Raw genomic sequence first — 21,693 nt, forward strand, 5'->3', positions numbered from 1 at the left:
GCCTCCGACCGAGGGTGCACCGGCGAGTGATCGCCGGAGTGGCTGTGCGCTTGCTGGTCCCCCGGAGAGGACCGGTGGTGCTGGTCGAGCTGCTGGTCCGACGGACCGGCGTCAGGGCATCAGCCCTGGCGCTGCTTGTGGCGCAGGTTCTCGCAGATCACCTGGACGCGACCGTGCCGGCGAATCACCTTGCACTTGTCGCAGATCTTCTTGACGCTGGGCTTGACCTTCATCGCGTGTTCCTCCGCCGCCGCTCTGCTCCCGGGAGACCCCGAGGGATGACGGCGTGTTCGAGTGGCTGTTACTTGTAGCGGTAGACGATCCGGCCACGGGACAGGTCGTACGGGCTCAACTCGACCACCACCCGGTCCTCGGGGAGGATCCGGATGTAGTGCTGTCGCATCTTGCCCGAGATGTGGGCGAGCACCTTGTGGCCGTTGGTGAGCTCCACGCGGAACATCGCGTTGGGCAGAGCCTCCACGACGCTGCCCTCGATCTCGATGACACCGTCCTTCTTCGCCATATCCTCCGCTAACTGTCGGTTCTGATGAATCAGCCCACATCGGCCGGCCCCGCCCAGGAGTGGACGGGTTCGGCGTGGTGGGGACTTCGGTCGGGACCCTCGCAGGTACAGCGCGCCACGAGAACCGGGCGCACACCCAACGGACAATCTTACGCCATCAGGCCCAGGGGACGAAACCGTCTCAGGCCGCCGACGCGTGCCGTCCGCCACACCGGCACTCCAGGCGCGCTGCACCACCCTCGCCACGACGCGCGGAAGGCCGCCGTCAGCGCGACGGCGGCCCTCCGACGATCGATCAGGTGGTGCGCAGACGACGTGCCAGCAGGAGGCCCGCCCCCGAGAGCACGAGGATCCCGCCGGCCAGCAGTCCGGGCAGCGGGGACGACCCGGTGGCGGCGAGCGACGCACCGCCCGTGCCCCCGTCGGCCAGGACCTCCGAGTAGAAGGTCGCGGTGGGGGTCGGCGTCGGGGTCGAGGCCACGACCTCGGTCGTCGGCGACGGGGTCGGCGTCGGCTCGTCGTCGACCTCGGTGACGGGCGGCGGCGTGACCGACGGTGCGGGCGTCGGCGTCACGGTCGACGTCTCGCTCGGCGTGGGCGCCGGGCTCGACTGCGACGGCGTCGGGAGCGGGGTCGCCGTGGGGGTCTGGGTGGGGGTCGGGGTCACCGTCGGTGTGGGGGTCGCCGTCGAGCACTTCGGCACCGACCCCTTGACCACCTCACGGAGCTCCTTGTGCTCGGCGCGGAAGATGTAGCCCGTCCGGGTCTCCTTGTTCCACCAGCCGATGAAGTCGTGCGGGTAGAACGGCGCCTTGTTCTCGGTGAAGACCGTCGCGCCACCGTAGGCAGCGTCCTGCTGGACGCCCCAGAGGTTGCCGCAGAGCGTCGCGCCGGCCGGCAGGACCGCCCGGATCTCGTCGAGCGTGAAGTCGCGGCGCCAGGAGTCGCCCGGCCACGTCGCGATCAGGTACTGCTGCGTCGAGTTCTCCCACGCAGCGGCCTTCTTGGGATCGCTCTTGAGGTACACGTAGGCGCCGGTGGTCTTCTCGCGGTCGCCTCCGCCGGTGGCGTGGGCAGCACCCGCACCCATCGTCAGGACGAGGGCCGAGGAGACGGCGAGGACGCCGAGCAGGCGGGCGCGCCGACGAGCACGGGAGGAGGTCGGGGAGGAAAGATCGCTGCGCTGCATGAGTCACCCATCACGTCGAGTGCAGGCGCGCGCTGACCACGTGCCTGCCGGAGTCGGGCGCTCACACCCCTCACCGCGCGGACCAGGCCGTGCGGGCCCCGAGGAGCACCCGTGGCGGATCGTTCACCGCCGGTCAGGACCGTATCCGACAAACCGGTCACCGCGCGTCCGTTTCGGCCGATCACGGGCGATTCGTGGCCATCTGGACGCAAGTTCACCTGGTCGGCCCTACTGGCGGGTAGCTGTGTCCCTCATCCGAGCGGTGCGACGGTCACGCCGCGCGCGCCGAGCTCCTCCGCGCCACCGTCCGCAGCCGTCAGCACCCAGATGCCGTCCTCCAGCACGGCGACGGTGTGCTCCCAGTGCGACGCGCGGGAGCCGTCGGAGGTCACGACGGTCCAGTCGTCGTCGAGGACCTGCGTGAACCTCTGCCCGCGGACGACCATGGGCTCGACCGCGACGCACAGCCCCGGGCGGACCCGCGGACCGCGGTCACGGCTGCGGAAGTTCGGGACGTCCGGCGGCTGGTGCATCGACGTGCCGATCCCGTGACCGACGTACTCCTCGACGAGCCCGTAGCGCGCGCCGCCGTTCAGGCCGGCCGCCTCGGCGGCGTCGACGACGTCCTCGACGGCCTCCCCCACGACGCCGAGGCGCTCGGCCCCGGCGAGGGCGGCGATGCCGGACCACATGGCCCGCTCGGTCGTGGCCGCGAGGTCGACGTCCTCGGGAGCGGCGCCGTCCAGCACGACCGTGATCGCGGAGTCACCGTGCCAGCCCTCGACGATCGCGCCGCAGTCGATCGAGACCACGTCACCGGGCTCGAGGACACGCGACCCGGGGATGCCGTGCACGACCTCGTCGTTGACCGACACGCAGAGCGTGGCCGGGTACCCGTGGTAGCCGAGGAACGACGCCGTCGCGTGGTGGTCGGCGATGACCTCGGCCGCGACCGCGTCGAGCCGTGCGGTCGTGACGCCGGGCGCCGCGCTCTCCCGGACCGCGGCGAGCGCCTCCGCGACCACCAGGCCGGCGCGCCGCATCAGCAGCACCTGGTCCGGGGTCTTGTACTCGATCCGCTCTCGCCCGAACACCGTCAGCGCCCGCTGGTGGCGCCGATCGCCGCGACCAGGCGCTCGGTGACCGCGTCCACGTCGCCGATCCCGTCGACCTGCACGAGCAGACCACGCTCGCCGTACACCCGCGCGATCGGAGCCGTCTCCTGGGAGTAGATGTCGAGACGGTGCCGGATGACGTCCTCGGTGTCGTCGTCGCGTCCCTCGATCTCGGCGCGCTTCAGCAATCGCTCGGCCACGACGTCCGGGTCCGCCGTGATCTCCACCGCGAGGTCGAGCGTCAGCCCTGCGTCGGCGAGGATCACGTCGAGCTCGCCGACCTGCGCCACGTTGCGGGGGTACCCGTCGAGCAGGAACCCCTCCGTGACGTCGTCCTGCGCGAGCCGGTCACGCACCATGTCGTTGGTGACGGAGTCCGGGACGAGCGCACCCCGGGAGGTGTACTCCTGCACCGTGCGCCCGAGCGGCGTGCCGCCCTTGATGTTGGCGCGGAAGATGTCACCGGTGGAGATGGCCGGCACCCCGAACCGCTCGGCGAGCCGCGCGGCCTGGGTGCCCTTGCCCGCCCCCGGAGGGCCGAGCAGGACGAGACGGGTGCTCAACGCAAGAACCCTTCGTAGTGCCGCTGCTGCAGCTGGGACTCGATCTGCTTGACGGTCTCGAGCCCGACACCGACGACGATGAGGATCGACGCCCCACCGAACGGGATGTTCGCGCCGACGCCCAGGACGATGAACGCGATGGTCGGGATGAGCGCGACGATCGCCAGGTACACCGAGCCGGGCGCGGTGATCCGCGAGATCACGTAGTCGAGGTACTCGGCGGTCGGCCGCCCGGCACGGATGCCGGGGATGAAGCCGCCGTACTTCTTCATGTTGTCCGCGACCTCGTCCGGGTTGAACGTGATCGCCGTGTAGAAGTAGCAGAAGAAGATGATCAGGATGACGTAGATCGCCAGGTGCAGCGGCGCGCTGGGCGACGCCAGGTACCGCGACACCCACTGGACCCACTCCGCGGCCGGGTCACCGAACTGCGCGAGCAGGCCGGGCACCGCGAGCAGCGACGACGCGAAGATCACCGGGATGACACCGGCCATGTTGATCTTGATCGGGATGTAGGTGCTCGACCCGCCGTACATGCGACGTCCGACCATGCGCTTCGCGTACTGGACCGGCACGCGTCGCTGCGACTGCTCGACGAACACCACCAGCGCGATGACCAGGACGACGATCGCCATGACCACGATGAACTTCGAGACGCCGTTGTCGGCACCGGCGATCGACCACATGGCGCCGGGGAAGCTGGCCGCGATCGACGTGAAGATGAGGAGGGACATGCCGTTGCCGACGCCGCGCTCCGTGATGAGCTCACCGAGCCACATGATCAGGCCGGTACCGGCCGTCATGGTGATGACCATGATCAGCAGCGTCTGCCACGAGTCGTTCGGGATGACCTCGACGGTGCACCCGCTGAAGAGCTGACCGCTGCGCGCGACGGTGATGATCGTCGTCGACTGCAGGACCGCGAGGCCGATCGTCAGGTACCGCGTGTACTGCGTGAGCTTCGCGGTGCCGGACTGGCCCTCCTTGTGCAGCTCCTCGAAGCGAGGGATGACCACCCGGAGCAGCTGCACGATGATGCTCGCCGTGATGTACGGCATGATCCCGAGCGCGAACACCGAGAGCTGGAGCAAGGCTCCGCCGCTGAACAGGTTCACCAGCCCGAGCAGGTCGTTGCCCTGCGACTGCTCGATACACGTCTGCACGTTCGGGTACGACACACCCGGCGTCGGCAAGAACGAGCCGACACGGAAGAGCACCATGATCCCGATGGTGAAGAGCAGCTTGCGCCGCAGGTCGGGCGTCCGGAACGCCCGCACGAATGCGCCTAGCACCTGGTCCTCCTGGGCCGCCGGAGCGGCATCTCGAACGACCGGGCCATTCCGGCCGTGCAGCCCGCGACGAGTCGCGAGCACCGGGGCACCCTAACTGATGCCCGCCGACATACGGAACGGGACCGGTGGGTAACTACGTCCCCACCGGTCCCGTCCTTCGATCAGTCCTGCGCGACGCTTCCGCCGGCGGCCACGATCGCGTCCTTCGCGGACGCCGAGTAGGCGTCGACCGCGACAGAGACCTTGACCGTGAGCTCACCGGTGCCGAGCACCTTGACGGGCTTGCCCTTGCGGACAGCGCCCTTCGCCACGAGGTCGGCGACCGTCACGTCGCCACCGCTCGGGTACAGCGCCGAGAGCTTGTCCAGGTTGACCACCTGGTACTCGACGCGGAACGGGTTCTTGAAGCCGCGCAGCTTCGGGAGGCGCATGTGCAGAGGCATCTGCCCGCCCTCGAAGCGCGTCGGCACCTGGTAGCGGGCCTTGGTGCCCTTGGTGCCACGACCGGCCGTCTTGCCCTTGGACGCCTCGCCACGACCCACGCGGGTCTTGGCGGTCTTGGCGCCCGGGGCCGGACGGAGGTGGTGCACCTTGAGCGTGCCCCCGTTGCCGGGCTGCGCAGCGGCCTCGGCCGCCTTCGCCGCCGCGGCGGAGACCGACTTCTTCGGCGCAGCAGCCTTGGGCTCGGCCTTGGTGGCCTTCGCCTTCGGAGCCGCCTCGGTCTTCGCCTCGGCCTTGTCGGCCTTGGCCGGCTTGTCCGCCGCAGCGGCCTTCGCCTTGGTCGCCTTCGGAGCGGACTCCGTGTCGGCGGCCTTCTTCTCTGCAGCCTTCTTGGTCGCCGGCTTGGCGGCGGCCTTCTTGGGGGCCGTCACCTCGTCGGTGCCCTTCTCGTTCTCGTCAGCCATGGTCACTCCACCTCTTCGACCGCGACAAGGTGCGTCACCGTCTTGACCATGCCGCGGATCTCAGGGCGGTCCTCCTTGACGACGACGTCGCCGATCCGCTTGAGGCCGAGGGTGCGCAGGGTGTCGCGCTGGTTCTGCTTACCGCCGATGCCAGAGCGCGTCTGGGTCACCTTGAGTCGAGCCATCAGGCACCTGCCTTCGAGCCCGCCGCTGCGGCCAGGCCGGCAGCCTGGGCACGGAGGAGGGCAGCCGGGACGACGTGCTCGACCGGGAGACCACGGCGCGCGGCCACGGCCTCGGGACGCTCGAGGCCACGCAGGGCCGCGACCGTCGCGTGCACGATGTTGATCGCGTTCGACGAGCCGAGCGACTTGCTCAGGACGTCGTGGATACCGGCGCACTCGAGCACGGCGCGCACCGGGCCACCGGCGATCACACCGGTACCCGGCGAGGCCGGACGCAGGAAGACGACACCGGCAGCGGCCTCACCCTGGATGGGGTGCGGGATGGTGCCCTGGATGCGCGGGACCTTGAAGAAGTTCTTCTTGGCCTCCTCGACGCCCTTGGCGATCGCCGCGGGCACCTCCTTGGCCTTCCCGTAGCCGACACCCACGGTGCCGTCGCCGTCGCCGACCACGACGAGCGCGGTGAAGCTGAAGCGGCGGCCACCCTTGACGACCTTGGCCACACGGTTGATCGTCACGACGCGCTCGAGGAACGCGCTCTTCTCTGCGGCGTCGCGGCCACGGCCGCCGCCACCGTCACGGCCACGACCGCCGTCACGACGGTCGCCGCCTCCGCCGGTGCCGCCCGCGGGCGCCCCGGTGTTGCTGCGCTGAGGAGCAGCCATCAGTGAGTCCTCTTCTTTCGGAAGGTCGTCGTCGTCACAGCTTCAGCCCACCCTCGCGGGCGCCGTCAGCCACCGCGGCGACACGGCCGTGGTACTTGTTGCCGCCGCGGTCGAAGACCACGGCGTCGAGGCCGGCAGCCTTCGCACGCTCGGCGATGAGCTCGCCGACCTTGCGGGCCTTGGCAGTCTTGTCGTCGTTGGAACCGCGCAGGTCGGCCTCGAGGGTCGACGCGGACACGAGGGTCTGGCCGATGCCGTCGTCCACGACCTGCGCCGTGATGTGCCGGGCGGACCGGGTCACGACGAGACGGGGACGCGCAGCCGAGCCCGAGACCTTCTTGCGAAGGCGCAGGTGACGACGCTGGCGGGCAACACGCTTGCCCTTGCCCATGATCTTGAGAGCAGCCATGTTACTTACCGGCCTTTCCGACCTTGCGGCGCACGTTCTCGCCCGCGTACCGCACACCCTTGCCCTTGTACGGCTCAGGCTTGCGGATCTTGCGGATGTTCGCGGCGACCTCGCCCACCTGCTGCTTGTCGATGCCCTGCACCGAGAAACGCGTGGGGGCTTCGACGACGAAGGTGATGCCCTCCGGCGGGTTGACCGTGACCGAGTGGCTGAACCCGAGCGCGAACTCGAGGTCCGAGCCCTTCGCCGTCACGCGGTAACCGGTACCGACGATCTCGAGCTTCTTGATGTAGCCCTCCGTCACGCCGATGACGAGGTTCGCCAGCAGCGTGCGGGTGAGGCCGTGCAGCGAGCGCGAGGCGCGCTCGTCGTCGGGGCGGGTCACCACGAGGGCTCCTGCCTCGTCGCGCGCCACCTCGATGGGTGCGGGGATCGTGTGCGTCAGGGTGCCCTTGGGGCCCTTGACCGTCACGACCGCTCCGTTGATGTCGACATCCACGCCGGTGGGGACCGGGACGGGGACTCTGCCGATTCGGGACATGGCTAGCTCCTTTCCGTCTCGGACTTACCAGACGTAGGCGAGGACTTCCCCACCCACGCCCTTCTTGGCGGCCTGCTTGTCGGTGAGGAGACCGGAGGACGTGGACAGGATCGCCACGCCGAGGCCACCGAGCACCTTGGGCAGGTTGGTCGACTTGGCGTACACGCGCAGGCCCGGCTTGGACACGCGCTTGACGCCGGCGAGCGCACGCTCGCGGTTGGGGCCGTACTTGAGCTCGATGATGAGGTTCTTGCCGACGACGGCGTCCTCAACCTTCCAGCCCGTGATGTAGCCCTCCGCCTGGAGGATCTCCGCGATGTGCGACTTGAGCTTCGAGAACGGGATCAGCACGGTGTCGTGGTGAGCCGAGTTCGCGTTACGCAGCCGCGTGAGCAGGTCTGCGATGGGGTCGGTCATGGTCATGGGGCTTCCGCCCTTCCTCGCCGGGGTATCCCGCCCTCAAGAGAGCGGGACCTACCGACGTTCGTGTTACCGGGTGGGACTGGGGTTACCAGCTGCTCTTCGTGACGCCGGGGAGCTCGCCGCGGTGGGCCATCTCGCGCACGCAGATCCGGCACAGGCCGAACTTGCGGTACACCGAGTGGGGCCGGCCGCAACGCTGGCAGCGCGTGTAGCCACGCACCGCGAACTTCGGCTTGGCAGCAGCCTTGTTCTTGAGGGCGGTCTTCGCCATGGTCAGATCTCCTTGAACGGGAAGCCGAGGAGCTTGAGGAAAGCGCGACCCTCGTCGTCGGTGTCAGCCGTGGTGACGACCGTGATGTCCATCCCGCGGACGCGGTCGATCTTGTCCTGGTCGATCTCGTGGAACACGGACTGCTCCACGAGGCCGAACGTGTAGTTGCCGTGCCCGTCGAACTGCTGCGGCGAGAGGCCACGGAAGTCACGGATGCGCGGCAGCGCGGTGGAGAGCAGGCGGTCCAGGAACTCCCAGGCACGGTCACCACGCAGGGTGACGTGGGCGCCGATGGGCATTCCCTCACGCAGCTTGAACTGCGCGATCGACTTGCGAGCCTTGGTGACCTGCGGCTTCTGGCCCGTGATCTGGGTCAGGTCGCGGATCGCGCCCTCGATGAGCTTGGAGTCCTTGGCGGCCTCGCCGACGCCCATGTTCACGACGACCTTCACCAGGCGCGCGACCTGGTTGATGTTCTCGTGCGAGAACTGCTCGAAGAGAGCGGTCTTGATCTCGTCGTTGTACTTGGACTTCAGACGCGGGAGCGCCGGAGCCGTGAGAGTGGTCTCGGTCATCAGATGTCCTTACCGGAGCGCTTGGCGATGCGGACCCGAACGGTGCGGGTACGGCCGTCGCGCTCGACCTGCTCGGTGCGGTAGCCGACCCGGGTGCCCTTCTTGGTCTCCGGGTCCACGAGCATCACGTTGCTGATGTGGATGGGCGCCTCGACGGTCTCGATGCCGCCGGTGCGCGTGCCGCGCTGCGTCTGGCCGGCCTTCACGTGCTTCTGCACGCGCTGGACGCCTTCGACGACGAGCCGCTGCGACTCGACGAGCACCTCGAGGACACGGCCCTGACGGCCCTTGTCCCGACCCGAGATGACGAGGACGAGGTCGCCCTTCTTGATCTTCGCCATGGTCAGAGCACCTCCGGCGCCAGCGAGATGATCTTCATGAACTTCTTGTCGCGCAGCTCGCGGCCCACCGGGCCGAAGATGCGCGTGCCACGGGGTTCCCCGTCGTTCTTGAGGATCACTGCGGCGTTCTCGTCGAACTTGATGTACGAACCGTCCGGACGGCGGCGCTCCTTGCGGGTGCGCACGATGACAGCCTTGACGACGTCGCCCTTCTTGACGTTGCCGCCGGGGATGGCGTCCTTGACGGTGGCGACGATGACGTCACCGATGCCTGCGTAGCGACGGCCGGAGCCGCCGAGCACACGGATGCAAAGGATCTCCTTGGCACCAGTGTTGTCGGCGACACGAAGTCGCGACTCCTGCTGGATCATTACCTGCTCCTGTCGTCTGGCGGGTTCTCAGGCCGGTGTGGCCTGAGCCTGGCCGAACGGGTAGTTGCCGTGATGCACACGTCGCGCCGGGTGTCGTCCTGTCGGTCGGCACCCGGCGCCCGTGGGCAACTGGGGGTCGTACGGGAACTGCTGGCTTACTTGGCCTTCTCGAGGACCTCGACCAGGCGCCACCGCTTGGTGGCGCTCAGCGGACGGGTCTCCATGATGAGCACCAGGTCGCCGACGCCGGCCGAGCTGAGCTCGTCGTGCGCCTTGACCTTGCTCGTGCGTCGGATGACCTTGCCGTAGAGCGGGTGCTTGACCCGGTCCTCGACCTCGACCACGACGGTCTTCTCCATCTTGTCGCTGACCACGTAGCCGCGCCGCGTCTTGCGGTCGGCACGCTTCTCGGCAACAGCGGTGGTGTTCTCGTTCTTCTCGTCGCTCATCTGCTCACTCGCTCGCGCTCGGGGCGGTACGGATGCCGAGCTCGCGCTCACGCAGGATCGTGTAGATCCGCGCGATGTCGCGACGAACGGCCTTGAGACGCCCGTGGCTCTCGAGCTGGCCGGTCGCAGACTGGAAGCGGAGGTTGAACAGCTCCTCCTTGGACTTCTTCAGCTCGGCGACAAGCTTCTCGTCGTCGAAGGTGTCCAGCTCGCTGGGAGCCAGGTCCTTGGTGCCGATAGTCATCAGTTACCACCCTCGCGAACCACAAAACGTGTCTTCATCGGGAGCTTGTGCTGCGCGCGGCGCATGGCCTCGCGAGCCAGGGGCTCCGGGACGCCGGCGAGCTCGAAGAGAACTCGGCCCGGCTTGACGTTGGCGATCCACCACTCGGGCGAACCCTTGCCGGAACCCATGCGGGTCTCGGCAGGCTTCTTCGTGAGGGGGCGGTCCGGGTAGATGTTGATCCAGACCTTCCCTCCACGCTTGATGTGGCGGGTCATGGCGATACGAGCAGCCTCGATCTGCCGGTTGGTGACGTAGGCGGGCTCGAGAGCCTGGATGCCGTACTCACCGAAGGAGATCGCGGTACCACCGGTCGCGGCGCCGGAGCGCCCCGGGTGGTGCTGCTTGCGGTGCTTCAGCCTGCGCGGGATCAGCACGGTCAGGCCTCCGTTCCACTGTCGGGGGTCGTCGCTGCCGGAGCAGCGGCGGCCTCAGGAGCGGCTGCCTCAGGGGCGTCAGAGCGCTCACGACGAGGAGCACCGGTGCGCGGACCGCGGTCCGAACGCTCGCCACCGGGGCGATCCGTCCGCGGGCCACGAGCCGGCCGCGAGGGCTGGGTCGCCTGCTCGCGAGCGAACTCCTTCTCGGTCATGTCGCCCTTGTAGACCCACACCTTGACGCCGATGCGCCCGAAGGTGGTGCGAGCCTCGAAGAAGCCGTAGTCGATGTTCGCGCGGAGCGTGTGCAGGGGCACGCGGCCCTCGCGGTAGAACTCCGTGCGGCTCATCTCCGCGCCACCGAGGCGGCCGGAGACCTGCACGCGGATGCCCTTGGCACCGGCGCGCTGGGCCGACTGGATGCCCTTGCGCATGGCACGGCGGAACGAGACGCGGCTCGCCAGCTGCTCGGCGATGCCCTGGGCGACCAGCTGAGCCTCGATCTCGGCGTTCTTGACCTCGAGGATGTTCAGCTGCACCTGCTTGCCCGTGAGCTTCTCGAGCTCGCCGCGGATGCGGTCGGCCTCCGCGCCACGACGCCCGATGACGATGCCCGGGCGGGCGGTGTGGATGTCGACGCGGACGCGATCACGCGTGCGCTCGATCTCGACCTTGGCGATGCCGGCACGCTCGAGGCCCGTGGCCATGAGCTTGCGGATCTTGACGTCCTCGCCCACGTAGTCGCGGTAGCGCTGACCCGGCTTCGTCGAGTCCGCGAACCAGCGCGACCGGTGGTCGGTGGTGATGCCCAGGCGGTACCCGAGCGGGTTGACTTTCTGTCCCACTATCGGGCCCGTCCCTTCGTCTCACGCTCAGCGACGACCACGGTGATGTGGCTCGTCCGCTTGAGGATCTGGCTGGCCCGACCCTGTGCCCGCGGACGGAACCGCTTGAGCGTCGGACCCTCGTCGACGAATACCTCGGAGATGTAGAGGTCCGCCTCGTCCAGACGCTCGTTCGACCGCTTGGCGGTCTCCCGAGCGTTGGCGATCGCGCTCTCCACAACCTTGAGCACCGTCTCCCCCGCGGCCTGCGGTGCGAACTTCAGCACCGCCACAGCCTCGCCGGCCTGCTTGCCACGGATGAGGTCCACGACGCGCCGGGCCTTCTGGGGCGTGACGCGGACGAACCGCGCCTTCGCCTTGGCTTCCATTGCTGTCCTGCCTTCTTGTCTCTGCCGGTGAGGGCGTCGCCTGGCTGACCCGGGGGTCAGCGGCGACGACCCTTCCGGTCGTCCTTCTCGTGGCCGCGGAACGTCCGCGTCGGGGCGAACTCGCCGAGCTTGTGCCCGACCATCGCCTCCGTCACGAACACCGGGGTGTGCTTGCGTCCGTCGTGCACCGCGAACGTGTGGCCGAGGAAGTCCGGCGTGATGACCGAACGGCGCGACCACGTCTTGATGACGTTCTTCGTGCCGGCGGTGTTCTGGACGTCGACCTTCTTCTGCAGGTGACCGTCGACGAACGGGCCCTTCTTCAGGCTACGTGGCATCTCAGGCTCCTATCAGCGCTTGTTCTTGCCGGTGCGCCGACGGCGCACGATGAGCTTGTCGCTCGGCTTGTTCGGACGGCGGGTACGGCCCTCGGCCTGACCCCACGGGCTGACGGGGTGACGTCCACCGGACGTCTTGCCCTCGCCACCACCGTGCGGGTGGTCGATCGGGTTCATGGCGACACCACGGACGGTCGGGCGCTTGCCCTTCCAGCGCATGCGGCCGGCCTTGCCCCAGTTGATGTTCGACTGCTCGGCGTTGCCCACCTCGCCGACCGTCGCGCGGCAGCGCAGGTCGACGTTGCGGATCTCACCGGACGGCATACGCAGCTGGGCGTAGGGGCCGTCCTTGGCGACGAGCTGCACGGACGCACCAGCCGAGCGGGCGATCTTCGCACCGCCACCGGGCCGAAGCTCGATGGCGTGGATGACCGTACCGGTCGGGATGTTGCGCAGCGGCAGGTTGTTGCCGGGCTTGATGTCGGCGCCGGGGCCGTTCTCGATGCGGTCACCCTGCGACAGCTTGTTCGGCGCGATGATGTAGCGCTTCTCGCCGTCCGCGTAGTGCAGGAGCGCGATGCGGGCGGTGCGATTGGGGTCGTACTCGATGTGAGCGACCTTGGCCGGCACGCCGTCCTTGTCATGGCGACGGAAGTCGATGACGCGGTACGCACGCTTGTGACCGCCACCCTGGTGGCGCGTGGTGATGCGACCCGTGGAGTTACGGCCGCCCGTCTTGTGGAGGGGACGGACGAGCGACTTCTCCGGAGTGGAGCGCGTGATCTCGACGAAGTCGGCGACGCTGGAGCCACGACGGCCCGGCGTGGTCGGCTTGTACTTGCGGATTCCCATGAGTTCTCAGTCCTTCGCTCAGCCGACCGGACCACCGAAGATGTCGATCGTTCCCTCGCGGAGGGTGACGATCGCACGCTTCGTGTCCTTGCGGCGGCCGATGCCGAAACGGGTCCGACGGGCCTTGCCCTGACGGTTCGCGGTGTTGACCGACTCGACCTTGACGCCGAAGACCTGCTCGACGGCAATCTTGATCTCGGTCTTGTTCGCCCGCGGGTCGACGAGGAAGGTGTACTTCCCCTCGTCGAGCAGGCCGTAGCTCTTCTCGGAGACGACCGGCGCGAGCAGGATGTCGCGCGGGTTCTTGCCGATGTCGGTCACTTGGTCTCCTCCTCGGTCTCGGGAGACCCGACGGTCGCAGCCACGGCGGCACCCTTGACGGGGCCGGCCAGGAACGCGTCGAGCGCGCCCTGCGTGAACACGACGTCGTCCGAGATCAGGACGTCGTAGGTGTTGAGCTGGTCGGAGACCAGCAGGTGCACCCGCTCGACGTTCCGCAGCGACTTCCACGTGATCTCGTCCTGACGCTCGACGACCACCAGGACGTGCTTGCGCCCCGACAGGTTGTCGAGCACGGCGAGCGCGGACTTCGTCGACGGCGCCGTGCCCGGGGCGAAGCCCGAGACGACGTGCACGCGGCCGGCACGAGCGCGGTCCGAGAGAGCACCGCGGAGCGCCGCGGCCTTCATCTTCTTGGGGGTGCGCTGCGAGTAGTCGCGCGGGGTGGGGCCGTGGACGACGCCACCACCGGCGAACTGCGGAGCACGCGTCGAACCCTGACGGGCGCGGCCGGTGCCCTTCTGCTTGTACGGCTTGCGCCCACCACCGCGCACCTCGCCACGAGACTTCGTGTCGTGGGTGCCCTGGCGTGCCGCCGCGAGCTGCGCGACGACGACCTGGTGGATCAGCGGGATGTTGGTCTGCACGTCGAAGACGTCCGCGGGCAGATCGGCCGAGCCGGTCTTCTTGCCCTCGGAGTCGACCACGTCGACGGTCAGCGTGTCACTCATGGTCACGCCCCCTTCACAGCGGAACGCACGACCACGACGCCACCCTTGGGGCCGGGAACGGCACCCTTGACGAGGAGCAGGCCCCTCTCGACGTCGACCGCGTGCACGGTCAGGTTCTGGGTGGTCTGGCGGTCCACGCCCATGCGACCGGCCATCTTGATGCCCTTGAACACGCGCGACGGCGTCGAGGCGCCACCGATCGAGCCGGGCTTGCGGTGGTTGCGGTGCGCACCGTGCGAGGCGCCGACGCCGTGGAAGCCGTGACGCTTCATGACACCGGCGGTGCCCTTGCCCTTGGTGGTGCCGATGACGTCCACGAGCGAGCCGGCCTCGAAGAGGGCGGCCGTGAGCTCCTGGCCGAGCGTGAACTCGGAGGCGTTCGGCGTACGGATCTCGGCCACGTGCCGGCGGGGGGTGACCCCGGCCTTCTCGAAGTGGCCCTTCAGCGGCTTGGTGACCTTGCGCGGGTCGATCTGGCCGTGGGCCAGCTGGACCGCGGCGTAGCCGTCAGCATCGGCGGAGCGCACCTGGGTCACGACGTTCGTGCCGACAGCGACGACGGTGACCGGGACGAGACGACCGTTGTCGTCCCACACCTGGGTCATGCCGAGCTTCGTGCCGAGCAGAGCCGTGACTGCGCGCTCGTTCTGCTGGGTAACCATAGAAATCAGTTCCTTCCCAGCGTCAGAGCTTGATCTCGATGTTCACGTCCGCAGGCAGGTCGAGACGCATGAGCGAGTCGACGGCCTTCGGCGTGGGATCGATGATGTCGATGAGCCGCTTGTGAGTACGCATCTCGAAGTGCTCGCGGCTGTCCTTGTACTTGTGGGGCGACCGGATGACGCAGAACACGTTCTTCTCCGTCGGCAGCGGCACCGGACCCACGACCGACGCACCAGCGCGAGTCACCGTGTCGACGATCTTGCGCGCCGAGCTGTCGATGACTTCGTGGTCGTAGGACTTGAGCCTGATGCGGATCTTCTGTCCCGCCATGGCGCTTCTACTTCCCTCTGTTTGGAACCGGCCCGTCCGACCCCCGCACTCGGGCGTGTCGCTTGGCGCGACACACCGTTGCGCTGCGTACCCTCTCAGGCACGAGATCGGTGGTTGTTGTCGGGCGTCAACCACCGGGTGATCCCGGGGTCCAGACGCCTTCCACGTGTGTGAGCCCTGTCGTGCGCTGCGCGCGCGAACGCGCCGCCCTCAACTAGGCAACCTGAACAGTGTGCCAGAGAGCGCGCCGTAACTCCAATTGCGTCCGTCACACCCTGCGCGACGATCGGCGTGATCTCGCGCACAACGACGCTCCACACTCCACGCACCCCGGCCGCCCGACGGCGCTCCCCCGCCACCCGCACCGACCACAGCAAGGACCGTGCCGAGCGCTGCCCGAACACTCGATCGCACCCGCTGCAGGGCACGCTCTCGACGGTTCCGGGCGCGCTCAGCGATGCGGCTGGATGGCGAGAGGAGTGGGGGTGCGCGTGGGCGCCGGGCGCGCAAGCAGCGCCGCGCTCCGGGCAGGGGCGCGGGCGGGCGAGGACCGGTCAGCGTTGTAGCGCAGGGTGCAGACCGTGCCGGGCGAGGGCCGCCCCGAACCGGTCACGGTCCAGCGCCACGTCCCAGGTCCACCGCACGACGCGGGCGCCACCGGCACGCAGCCGGTCCTCACGCAGCTTCTCGGCCCAGAGCCGGTCCTCGACCCTGCGCTCGTCGGCGATGCCGTCGACCTGGTACTTGAGCCGCCCGTCGAACTCCCCGACGAGGCGTAGCTCCGGCCACCAGAAGTCGACCCGGCCGATCGCCCCGTCCCTATCCCCCAACCGATGCTGGAGGACGGGCGACGGCAGCCGGAGCTCGATCATGCGCCCCCTGCTGAGCGACTCGCCCGGAGACTCGGCGAGCCCTGAGGTGTGCTCGAGCACGCGGCGCGCGGCTCGGACGCCCCGCGCGGGACCGAGGCTCTCGACCGTCGACCGGAGCTCTTCGACGGTGGTCAGCCGTCGTCGGAGCGCATGATCGGCGGCCGCGAGGCCCGAGACGAACGGCACGCTGCGCGCGAGGTCGACGACGGTGCGGCTCACCGACGACCGCCGGACCCCGTCGACCTCGACGACGTCGAGGTGACCCGAGCACGACCGGCGCGTGACGCCCGGCCTCGACCGCCCACCCGGAGCAGCGCCGACGGCGATCTCGACCGAGGCCGGCCACGGACCGATGAGCGTGAGTCCCCAGAGAGCGGCCGCGGACGCGTGGGAGAACACCGCGTCCGGCTGGTCGCGGTGCGCTGCGACGACCAGCAGTCGGTGACGCTCCGTCGGAGTGGTCGCGCGCCACCGCTCCGCACCGACGTAGGCGCCGCGCCGCAGCCGGACGATCTCGCCCCGGTCCGCGGCTCGTCGCAACGCCCCCGTGCCCACGCCTCGGTCGTGCGCCGTCCTCGTCCAGAACAGCCCGCCCTGAAGCAGTCTCTGCAGCTCGCCGGCCCCCTCCATCCCGGCACCCTGGCAGAGGGGAAGGGCGACCGGAGCATGCCTTCCACAGCCCCACCGCACCCGCAGGTGCGCTCCGGCGCCGAGCGCGCCCGACATCGTCGAGCGCTCCTGGTGCAGCCTGCGCGCTCGACGCTGACGGGCGCGCTCGGCGTGAGGGGTGTCGTGACGGAATCGTTGTGTGGGGCGGGGGCCGTAGCGGGGCGGGGGCCGTAGCGTGGGGTCATGTCACGACCGGTCACCTGGGTGCTTGTCGGCTCCGTCGGCGCCCTGGTGCTCGCGGGATGCACCCCCGAGTCGTCGCCGGGTTCCCCGAGCTCGCAGCCGACGTCGTCCAGCCCTTCGCCATCCACGGCCGCCGCCTCACCGAGCGTGCCGGCATCTCCCCCCGCCGAGACCCAGACGGCGACCCCGACGTTGCTGCCCGGTGAGCCCTGCGACCCCGCGGACGGCTCCCCCGACTGCACCGACGCGACCGGCATCGAGGGCGGCGGGTATCGGTACATCGAGGGATACGCCGACTGCGTCGCGACGTTCGGCGGCGAGGAGGCCTACGGCATCTGCTTCGACCTCGAGGGAGACGGCTACGCCGGCTACCCCGACTCGGGCTGAGCCGCCGACCGCACGCACGAGAAGGGCCCGGGAGCCGAAGCTCCCGGGCCCTTCTGCGTCAGTTCAGCTGCCCCGAGGGGCGAGCATCACTTGATGATCTTGATGACCTTGCCCGAGCCGACGGTGCGGCCACCCTCGCGGATGGCGAAGCCGAGGCCCTCTTCCATCGCGATGGGCTGGATGAGGTTCACGTGGATCTCGGTGTTGTCACCGGGCATGACCATCTCGGTGCCCTCGGGCAGCGTGATGACGCCGGTGACGTCGGTGGTGCGGAAGTAGAACTGGGGGCGGTAGTTCCCGTAGAACGGGTTGTGACGGCCACCCTCGTCCTTGGCCAGGATGTAGACCTGGCCCTCGAACTCGGTGTGCGGCGTGATCGAGCCGGGCTTGACGACGACCTGGCCGCGCTCGACCTCCTCGCGCTTCGTGCCACGCAGGAGCAGACCGACGTTCTCGCCGGCCTCGGCGTAGTCGAGCAGCTTGCGGAACATCTCGACGCCGGTGACCGTGGTCTTGATCGCCTTCTCCTTGATGCCGACGATCTCCACCTCCTCGTTCACCTTGAGCTTGCCGCGCTCCACGCGACCGGTGACGACGGTGCCACGACCGGTGATCGTGAAGACGTCCTCGATCGGCATGAGGAAGGGCTTGTCGATGTCGCGCACCGGGTCCGGGACGGACTCGTCGACGGCCTCGAGCAGGTCCTCGACGGACTTGACCCAGACCGGGTCGCCCTCGAGCGCCTTCAGGCCGGAGACGCGCACGACGGGGACGTCGTCGCCGTCGAAGCCCTGGGCCGAGAGGAGCTCGCGCACCTCGACCTCGACGAGCTCCAGGATCTCCTCGTCGTCGACCATGTCGGTCTTGTTCAGCGCGACGAGCAGGTAGGGCACGCCGACCTGACGGGCGAGCAGGACGTGCTCACGCGTCTGGGCCATCGGGCCGTCGGTCGCCGCGACCACGAGGATGGCGCCGTCCATCTGCGCCGCACCCGTGATCATGTTCTTGATGTAGTCAGCGTGACCCGGAGCGTCGACGTGAGCGTAGTGACGCTTCTCCGTCTGGTACTCCACGTGCGCGATGTTGATGGTGATACCGCGCTGCTTCTCCTCAGGGGCCTTGTCGATCTCGTCGAAAGGCGTGAAGGGGTTCAGGTCGGGGTACTTGTCGTGCAGCACCTTCGAGATGGCCGCCGTCAGCGTCGTCTTGCCGTGGTCGACGTGGCCGATGGTGCCGATGTTGACGTGCGGCTTCGTCCGCTCGAACTTCGCCTTGCCCACTGGGTGTCCTCCTCAGGACTTGGTAGAGATTGGCCGACGTTCTGCGGCTACCGGACGGTAGCCGTTCGACGCGGCGTCCTACGGGTCGGTTTGTGTGATGGAACTACAGGGTTCGACCTGTGGGACTACTCGCCCCGGGTCTTCTTGATGATTTCCTCGGCAACGTTCCGAGGAACCTCGGCGTAGCTGTCGAACTGCATCGAGTACACCGCGCGACCCTGGGTCTTCGACCGCAGGTCACCGACGTACCCGAACATCTCGGACAGAGGAACCTGGGCGCGGATGACCTTCACGCCCGTCGCGTCCTCCATCGACTGGATCATGCCGCGGCGCGAGTTGATGTCGCCGATGACGTCACCCATGTACTCCTCAGGAGTACGGACCTCGACGGCCATGACCGGCTCCAGGAGAACCGGGTCGGCCTTGCGGACCGCTTCCTTGAGGATCATCGAGCCCGCGATCTTGAACGCCATCTCCGAGGAGTCGACGTCGTGCGCGGCACCGTCGAGCAGGATCGCCTTGACGCCCACGAGCGGGAAGCCCGCCAGGACGCCGAGCTGCATCGCGCTCTGGATGCCGGCGTCGACCGACGGGATGTACTCGCGCGGGATGCGGCCACCGGTGACCTTGTTCGAGAACTCGTACAGCTCGCCCTCGGCGGGGTCCAGCGGCTCGAAGGTCATCTGGACCTTCGCGTACTGGCCCGAGCCACCGGTCTGCTTCTTGTGCGTGTAGTCGATCTTCTCGACCGTGCGACGGATCGTCTCGCGGTACGCGACCTGCGGCTTGCCGACGTTGGCCTCGACCTTGAACTCGCGACGCATGCGGTCCACGAGGATGTCGAGGTGGAGCTCGCCCATGCCGCCGATGACGGTCTGGCCGGTCTCCTCGTCGTGCTTGACGCGGAAGGTCGGGTCCTCCTCGGCCAGCTTCTGGATGGCCACGGAGAGCTTCTCCTGGTCACCCTTCGTCTTCGGCTCGATGGCGACGTCGATCACCGGCTCCGGGAACGTCATCGACTCGAGCACGACGGGGTGCGCCGGGTCGCTCAGGGTGTCACCGGTGGTGACGTCCTTGAGCCCGATGAAGGCGTAGATGTGACCGGCCGTGGCGTCCTCGACCGGGTTCTCCTTGTTGGAGTGCATCTGGAAGAGCTTCCCGATGCGCTCCTTCTTGTTCTTGGTCGAGTTGAGCACCTGGGCGCCCTGCGCCACCTTGCCGGAGTACACCCGGACGTAGGTGAGCTTGCCGAAGAACGGGTGCGAGGCGACCTTGAACGCGAGGGCCGAGAACGGCTCCGTCGAGTCCGGGTGACGCTCGACGACGAGCTCCGGGTCCTTCATGTCGTGGCCCTCGACCGCCGGGACGTCCAGGGGCGTCGGCAGGTAGTCGATGACGGCGTCGAGCATGGGCTGGACGCCCTTGTTCTTGAACGCCGAACCACACAGGACCGGGTACGCCTCGGACTTGACGGTGAGCTTGCGGATGCCGGCCTTGATCTCGGCGACCGTCAGCTCCTCGCCACCGAGGAACTTCTCGAGCAGCTCGTCGTCGGTCTCGGCGACGGCCTCGAGGAGCTCGGCGCGGTACGTGTCCGCCTTCTCCACCAGGTCGGCCGGGATGTCCTCGACCTCGTACTTCTCGCCCAGGGCGGTCTCACCGCGCCAGACGAGGGCACGCATGGTGACCAGGTCCACGACGCCGATGAAGTCGTTCTCGGCGCCGATGGGCAGCTGGATGACCAGCGGCTTGGCCTTGAGGCGGTTCACGATCGTGTCGACGGTGAAGTAGAAGTCCGCGCCGAGCTTGTCCATCTTGTTGACGAAGCAGATGCGCGGGACGTCGTACTTGTCGGCCTGACGCCAGACGGTCTCCGACTGGGGCTCGACGCCCTCCTTGCCGTCGAAGACGGCGACGGCACCGTCGAGGACGCGCAGCGAGCGCTCGACCTCGACCGTGAAGTCCACGTGGCCGGGGGTGTCGATGATGTTGATCTGGTTGTCGTGCCAGTAGCAGGTCGTCGCGGCCGACGTGATCGTGATGCCGCGCTCCTGCTCCTGCTCCATCCAGTCCATCGTCGACGCGCCGTCGTGCGTCTCACCGATCTTGTAGTTGACCCCGGTGTAGAACAGGATCCGCTCGGTGGTCGTCGTCTTGCCGGCATCGATGTGAGCCATGATGCCGATGTTGCGGACCTTCGTGAGGTCCGTCAGCACATCCAGTGCCACGTGAGTTGCCCCTTGTCGGTTGGCTTGGGTGGCGCCACCGGTCCGGCCCGAGGATCGGACCGGCGGCGCAGCGCCCGTGAGTGCCGGGTTTACCAGCGGTAGTGCGCGAAGGCCTTGTTGGACTCGGCCATCTTGTGCATGTCCTCGCGACGCTTCACCGCGGCACCGAGGCCGTTGGACGCGTCGAGGATCTCGTTCATGAGGCGCTCGGTCATCGTCTTCTCGCGGCGAGCGCGCGAGTAGTCCGTGAGCCAGCGCAGCGCGAGGGTGGTCTGACGGACCGGGCGCACCTCGACGGGCACCTGGTAAGTGGCGCCACCGACGCGGCGCGAACGCACCTCGAGCGACGGGCGGACGTTGTCCAGTGCGCGCTTGAGCACGACGACCGGGTCGCCCTGCGTCTTCTCACGGACACCCTCGAGGGCGCCGTAGACGATGTGCTCCGCGACGGACTTCTTGCCGTCGAGCAGGACCTTGTTGATCAGCTGCGTGACGACCGGGGACCCGTAGACCGGGTCGATGACGAGCGGCCGCTTCGGGGCCGGACCCTTGCGAGGCATCAGCCCACCTTCTTCGCGCCGTAGCGGCTGCGCGCCTGCTTACGGTTCTTGACGCCCTGCGTGTCGAGGGCACCACGGACGATCTTGTACCGGACACCCGGGAGGTCCTTCACACGGCCACCGCGCACGAGCACGATGGAGTGCTCCTGCAGGTTGTGACCGACACCGGGGATGTACGCGGTGACCTCGACCTGGCTCGAGAGGCGGACGCGCGCGACCTTGCGGAGCGCGGAGTTCGGCTTCTTCGGGGTCGTGGTGTAGACGCGGGTGCACACACCGCGTCGCTGGGGGGAGCCCTTGAGGGCAGGCGTCTTCGACTTGTTCGTCTTCGCCTGCCGGCCCTTGCGGACCAGCTGCTGGATCGTAGGCACTACGTCTCCGTCTGTTGGATGAATCTCTGGTCGACCGGCACCCGTCACCCTGGACGGCCGGCATGGTCGAGGTTCGTCGCCCGTCGCGCGACTACCTCGCAGTTCTTGCGTCCCGCACCGACCCCCGCACCCGGGCGTGTCGCCCCGGTCCTCCGCACCGCAGTCCGCAAGGTTGCCTTGACGGAGAGACGGCGCGGTGGGGGAAACCACCCGATGCAACCGGACCCGCCCATCCCGAACAGATGTCCGGAGCCGGGGCG

33 protein-coding genes are annotated in these 21,693 nt (G+C 68.5%); 1 reads left to right on the forward strand and 32 read right to left on the reverse strand.

From position 1 onward, the window contains the following. Positions 1 to 119 precede the first annotated feature (119 nt). The 28 genes from rpmJ to ASF78_RS06530 form a co-directional block, all read right to left on the reverse strand. Complete coding sequence (rpmJ, locus tag ASF78_RS06395; RefSeq protein WP_013117849.1) at positions 120 to 233, reverse strand: 50S ribosomal protein L36; 114 nt, start codon at positions 231 to 233, stop codon at positions 120 to 122. Between the two features lie 68 nt (positions 234 to 301). Continuing rightward, positions 302 to 523 carry a translation initiation factor IF-1 gene (gene infA / locus ASF78_RS06400; RefSeq protein WP_013770189.1) on the reverse strand — a complete coding sequence of 74 codons (222 nt, stop codon included), beginning with the start codon at positions 521 to 523 and terminating at the stop codon, positions 302 to 304. Between the two features lie 295 nt (positions 524 to 818). Further along, a complete protein-coding gene (locus tag ASF78_RS22270) occupies positions 819 to 1,712 on the reverse strand; it encodes an LPXTG cell wall anchor domain-containing protein (RefSeq protein WP_056585841.1) in 894 nt (297 codons plus the stop codon). A gap of 251 nt (positions 1,713 to 1,963) precedes the next feature. After that, a complete protein-coding gene (map, locus tag ASF78_RS06410) occupies positions 1,964 to 2,806 on the reverse strand; it encodes a type I methionyl aminopeptidase (protein ID WP_056585843.1) in 843 nt (280 codons plus the stop codon). A gap of 2 nt (positions 2,807 to 2,808) precedes the next feature. Beyond that, entirely contained in the window at positions 2,809 to 3,390 is a 582-nt protein-coding gene (locus ASF78_RS06415) for an adenylate kinase (RefSeq protein ID WP_056585845.1), read from the reverse strand. After that, the gene (gene secY, locus ASF78_RS06420) at positions 3,387 to 4,682 is read right to left on the reverse strand and encodes a preprotein translocase subunit SecY (RefSeq protein ID WP_056585847.1); all 1,296 of its coding nucleotides are present in this window, start codon (positions 4,680 to 4,682) and stop codon (positions 3,387 to 3,389) included. The genes ASF78_RS06415 and secY overlap by 4 nt, the downstream gene beginning before the upstream one ends. Before the next feature lie 161 nt (positions 4,683 to 4,843). Further along, positions 4,844 to 5,587: a 50S ribosomal protein L15 gene (rplO, locus tag ASF78_RS22715; RefSeq protein WP_082494822.1), complete on the reverse strand. Its 744-nt coding sequence runs from the start codon at positions 5,585 to 5,587 to the stop codon at positions 4,844 to 4,846. 2 nt (positions 5,588 to 5,589) lie between these two features. Continuing rightward, entirely contained in the window at positions 5,590 to 5,772 is a 183-nt protein-coding gene (rpmD, locus tag ASF78_RS06430) for a 50S ribosomal protein L30 (RefSeq protein WP_028045050.1), read from the reverse strand. Further along, the gene (rpsE, locus tag ASF78_RS06435) at positions 5,772 to 6,437 is read right to left on the reverse strand and encodes a 30S ribosomal protein S5 (RefSeq protein ID WP_055912175.1); all 666 of its coding nucleotides are present in this window, start codon (positions 6,435 to 6,437) and stop codon (positions 5,772 to 5,774) included. Before rpsE ends, rpmD begins: the two co-directional genes overlap by 1 nt. Before the next feature lie 34 nt (positions 6,438 to 6,471). Further along, a complete protein-coding gene (gene rplR / locus ASF78_RS06440) occupies positions 6,472 to 6,846 on the reverse strand; it encodes a 50S ribosomal protein L18 (RefSeq protein WP_056585849.1) in 375 nt (124 codons plus the stop codon). Position 6,847: 1 nt separating this feature from the next. Further along, positions 6,848 to 7,387: a 50S ribosomal protein L6 gene (rplF, locus tag ASF78_RS06445; RefSeq protein WP_056585851.1), complete on the reverse strand. Its 540-nt coding sequence runs from the start codon at positions 7,385 to 7,387 to the stop codon at positions 6,848 to 6,850. 24 nt (positions 7,388 to 7,411) lie between these two features. Further along, positions 7,412 to 7,810, reverse strand: coding sequence for a 30S ribosomal protein S8 (rpsH, locus tag ASF78_RS06450; RefSeq protein WP_055912171.1), 399 nt, complete (start codon positions 7,808 to 7,810; stop codon positions 7,412 to 7,414). An 85-nt stretch (positions 7,811 to 7,895) separates the two neighbouring features. Next, positions 7,896 to 8,081, reverse strand: coding sequence for a type Z 30S ribosomal protein S14 (locus ASF78_RS06455; protein WP_028045055.1), 186 nt, complete (start codon positions 8,079 to 8,081; stop codon positions 7,896 to 7,898). 2 nt (positions 8,082 to 8,083) lie between these two features. Further along, the gene (rplE, locus tag ASF78_RS06460; protein ID WP_055912169.1) at positions 8,084 to 8,656 is read right to left on the reverse strand and encodes a 50S ribosomal protein L5; all 573 of its coding nucleotides are present in this window, start codon (positions 8,654 to 8,656) and stop codon (positions 8,084 to 8,086) included. Then, positions 8,656 to 8,997, reverse strand: a complete 342-nt coding sequence (rplX, locus tag ASF78_RS06465) for a 50S ribosomal protein L24 (protein ID WP_056585852.1) — start codon at positions 8,995 to 8,997, stop codon at positions 8,656 to 8,658. The genes rplE and rplX overlap by 1 nt, the downstream gene beginning before the upstream one ends. Positions 8,998 to 8,999: 2 nt before the next feature. Continuing rightward, entirely contained in the window at positions 9,000 to 9,368 is a 369-nt protein-coding gene (gene rplN, locus ASF78_RS06470) for a 50S ribosomal protein L14 (RefSeq protein ID WP_034625870.1), read from the reverse strand. 155 nt (positions 9,369 to 9,523) lie between these two features. Continuing rightward, positions 9,524 to 9,817, reverse strand: coding sequence for a 30S ribosomal protein S17 (rpsQ, locus tag ASF78_RS06475; RefSeq protein WP_056585853.1), 294 nt, complete (start codon positions 9,815 to 9,817; stop codon positions 9,524 to 9,526). A gap of 4 nt (positions 9,818 to 9,821) precedes the next feature. Next, complete coding sequence (gene rpmC, locus ASF78_RS06480) at positions 9,822 to 10,061, reverse strand: 50S ribosomal protein L29 (protein WP_056023416.1); 240 nt, start codon at positions 10,059 to 10,061, stop codon at positions 9,822 to 9,824. Further along, the gene (rplP, locus tag ASF78_RS06485) at positions 10,061 to 10,477 is read right to left on the reverse strand and encodes a 50S ribosomal protein L16 (protein ID WP_055912160.1); all 417 of its coding nucleotides are present in this window, start codon (positions 10,475 to 10,477) and stop codon (positions 10,061 to 10,063) included. Before rplP ends, rpmC begins: the two co-directional genes overlap by 1 nt. Positions 10,478 to 10,479: 2 nt before the next feature. Beyond that, entirely contained in the window at positions 10,480 to 11,322 is an 843-nt protein-coding gene (gene rpsC / locus ASF78_RS06490) for a 30S ribosomal protein S3 (RefSeq protein ID WP_056585854.1), read from the reverse strand. Beyond that, a complete protein-coding gene (gene rplV, locus ASF78_RS06495) occupies positions 11,322 to 11,690 on the reverse strand; it encodes a 50S ribosomal protein L22 (protein ID WP_055912156.1) in 369 nt (122 codons plus the stop codon). Before rplV ends, rpsC begins: the two co-directional genes overlap by 1 nt. 56 nt (positions 11,691 to 11,746) lie before the next feature. Then, positions 11,747 to 12,028 carry a 30S ribosomal protein S19 gene (rpsS, locus tag ASF78_RS06500; RefSeq protein ID WP_055912154.1) on the reverse strand — a complete coding sequence of 94 codons (282 nt, stop codon included), beginning with the start codon at positions 12,026 to 12,028 and terminating at the stop codon, positions 11,747 to 11,749. A 12-nt stretch (positions 12,029 to 12,040) separates the two neighbouring features. Further along, positions 12,041 to 12,880 carry a 50S ribosomal protein L2 gene (gene rplB, locus ASF78_RS06505; protein WP_055912153.1) on the reverse strand — a complete coding sequence of 280 codons (840 nt, stop codon included), beginning with the start codon at positions 12,878 to 12,880 and terminating at the stop codon, positions 12,041 to 12,043. Between the two features lie 18 nt (positions 12,881 to 12,898). After that, on the reverse strand, positions 12,899 to 13,201 hold the full coding sequence (gene rplW / locus ASF78_RS06510) for a 50S ribosomal protein L23 (protein ID WP_056585856.1): 303 nt from the start codon (positions 13,199 to 13,201) through the stop codon (positions 12,899 to 12,901). Continuing rightward, complete coding sequence (gene rplD / locus ASF78_RS06515; RefSeq protein WP_056585858.1) at positions 13,198 to 13,890, reverse strand: 50S ribosomal protein L4; 693 nt, start codon at positions 13,888 to 13,890, stop codon at positions 13,198 to 13,200. Before rplD ends, rplW begins: the two co-directional genes overlap by 4 nt. Positions 13,891 to 13,892: 2 nt before the next feature. Beyond that, entirely contained in the window at positions 13,893 to 14,552 is a 660-nt protein-coding gene (rplC, locus tag ASF78_RS06520; protein ID WP_055912147.1) for a 50S ribosomal protein L3, read from the reverse strand. A 22-nt stretch (positions 14,553 to 14,574) separates the two neighbouring features. Further along, positions 14,575 to 14,883: a 30S ribosomal protein S10 gene (rpsJ, locus tag ASF78_RS06525; RefSeq protein ID WP_013117879.1), complete on the reverse strand. Its 309-nt coding sequence runs from the start codon at positions 14,881 to 14,883 to the stop codon at positions 14,575 to 14,577. A 554-nt stretch (positions 14,884 to 15,437) separates the two neighbouring features. Continuing rightward, a complete protein-coding gene (locus tag ASF78_RS06530; RefSeq protein WP_156374054.1) occupies positions 15,438 to 16,385 on the reverse strand; it encodes a type IV toxin-antitoxin system AbiEi family antitoxin domain-containing protein in 948 nt (315 codons plus the stop codon). 222 nt (positions 16,386 to 16,607) lie between these two features. On the opposite strand from ASF78_RS06530, the gene ASF78_RS22280 reads away from it, so the two are divergent. After that, positions 16,608 to 16,994 (forward strand): hypothetical protein, encoded by a 387-nt coding sequence (locus ASF78_RS22280; protein WP_156374055.1) that lies wholly within the window; start codon positions 16,608 to 16,610, stop codon positions 16,992 to 16,994. A gap of 86 nt (positions 16,995 to 17,080) precedes the next feature. Here ASF78_RS22280 and tuf read toward each other — a convergent pair whose 3' ends face one another. The 4 genes from tuf to rpsL form a co-directional block, all read right to left on the reverse strand. After that, a complete protein-coding gene (gene tuf / locus ASF78_RS06540; RefSeq protein ID WP_056585863.1) occupies positions 17,081 to 18,274 on the reverse strand; it encodes an elongation factor Tu in 1,194 nt (397 codons plus the stop codon). Between the two features lie 125 nt (positions 18,275 to 18,399). Next, the gene (fusA, locus tag ASF78_RS06545; RefSeq protein WP_056585864.1) at positions 18,400 to 20,502 is read right to left on the reverse strand and encodes an elongation factor G; all 2,103 of its coding nucleotides are present in this window, start codon (positions 20,500 to 20,502) and stop codon (positions 18,400 to 18,402) included. Positions 20,503 to 20,591: 89 nt separating this feature from the next. Next, positions 20,592 to 21,062, reverse strand: coding sequence for a 30S ribosomal protein S7 (gene rpsG / locus ASF78_RS06550; RefSeq protein WP_028045072.1), 471 nt, complete (start codon positions 21,060 to 21,062; stop codon positions 20,592 to 20,594). Continuing rightward, complete coding sequence (gene rpsL, locus ASF78_RS06555; RefSeq protein WP_013770160.1) at positions 21,062 to 21,433, reverse strand: 30S ribosomal protein S12; 372 nt, start codon at positions 21,431 to 21,433, stop codon at positions 21,062 to 21,064. Before rpsL ends, rpsG begins: the two co-directional genes overlap by 1 nt. Positions 21,434 to 21,693 lie beyond the last annotated feature (260 nt).

This window comes from Cellulomonas sp. Leaf334 (genome assembly GCF_001424195.1).
In the GTDB taxonomy this organism is placed as follows: Bacteria; Actinomycetota; Actinomycetes; order Actinomycetales; family Cellulomonadaceae; genus Cellulomonas.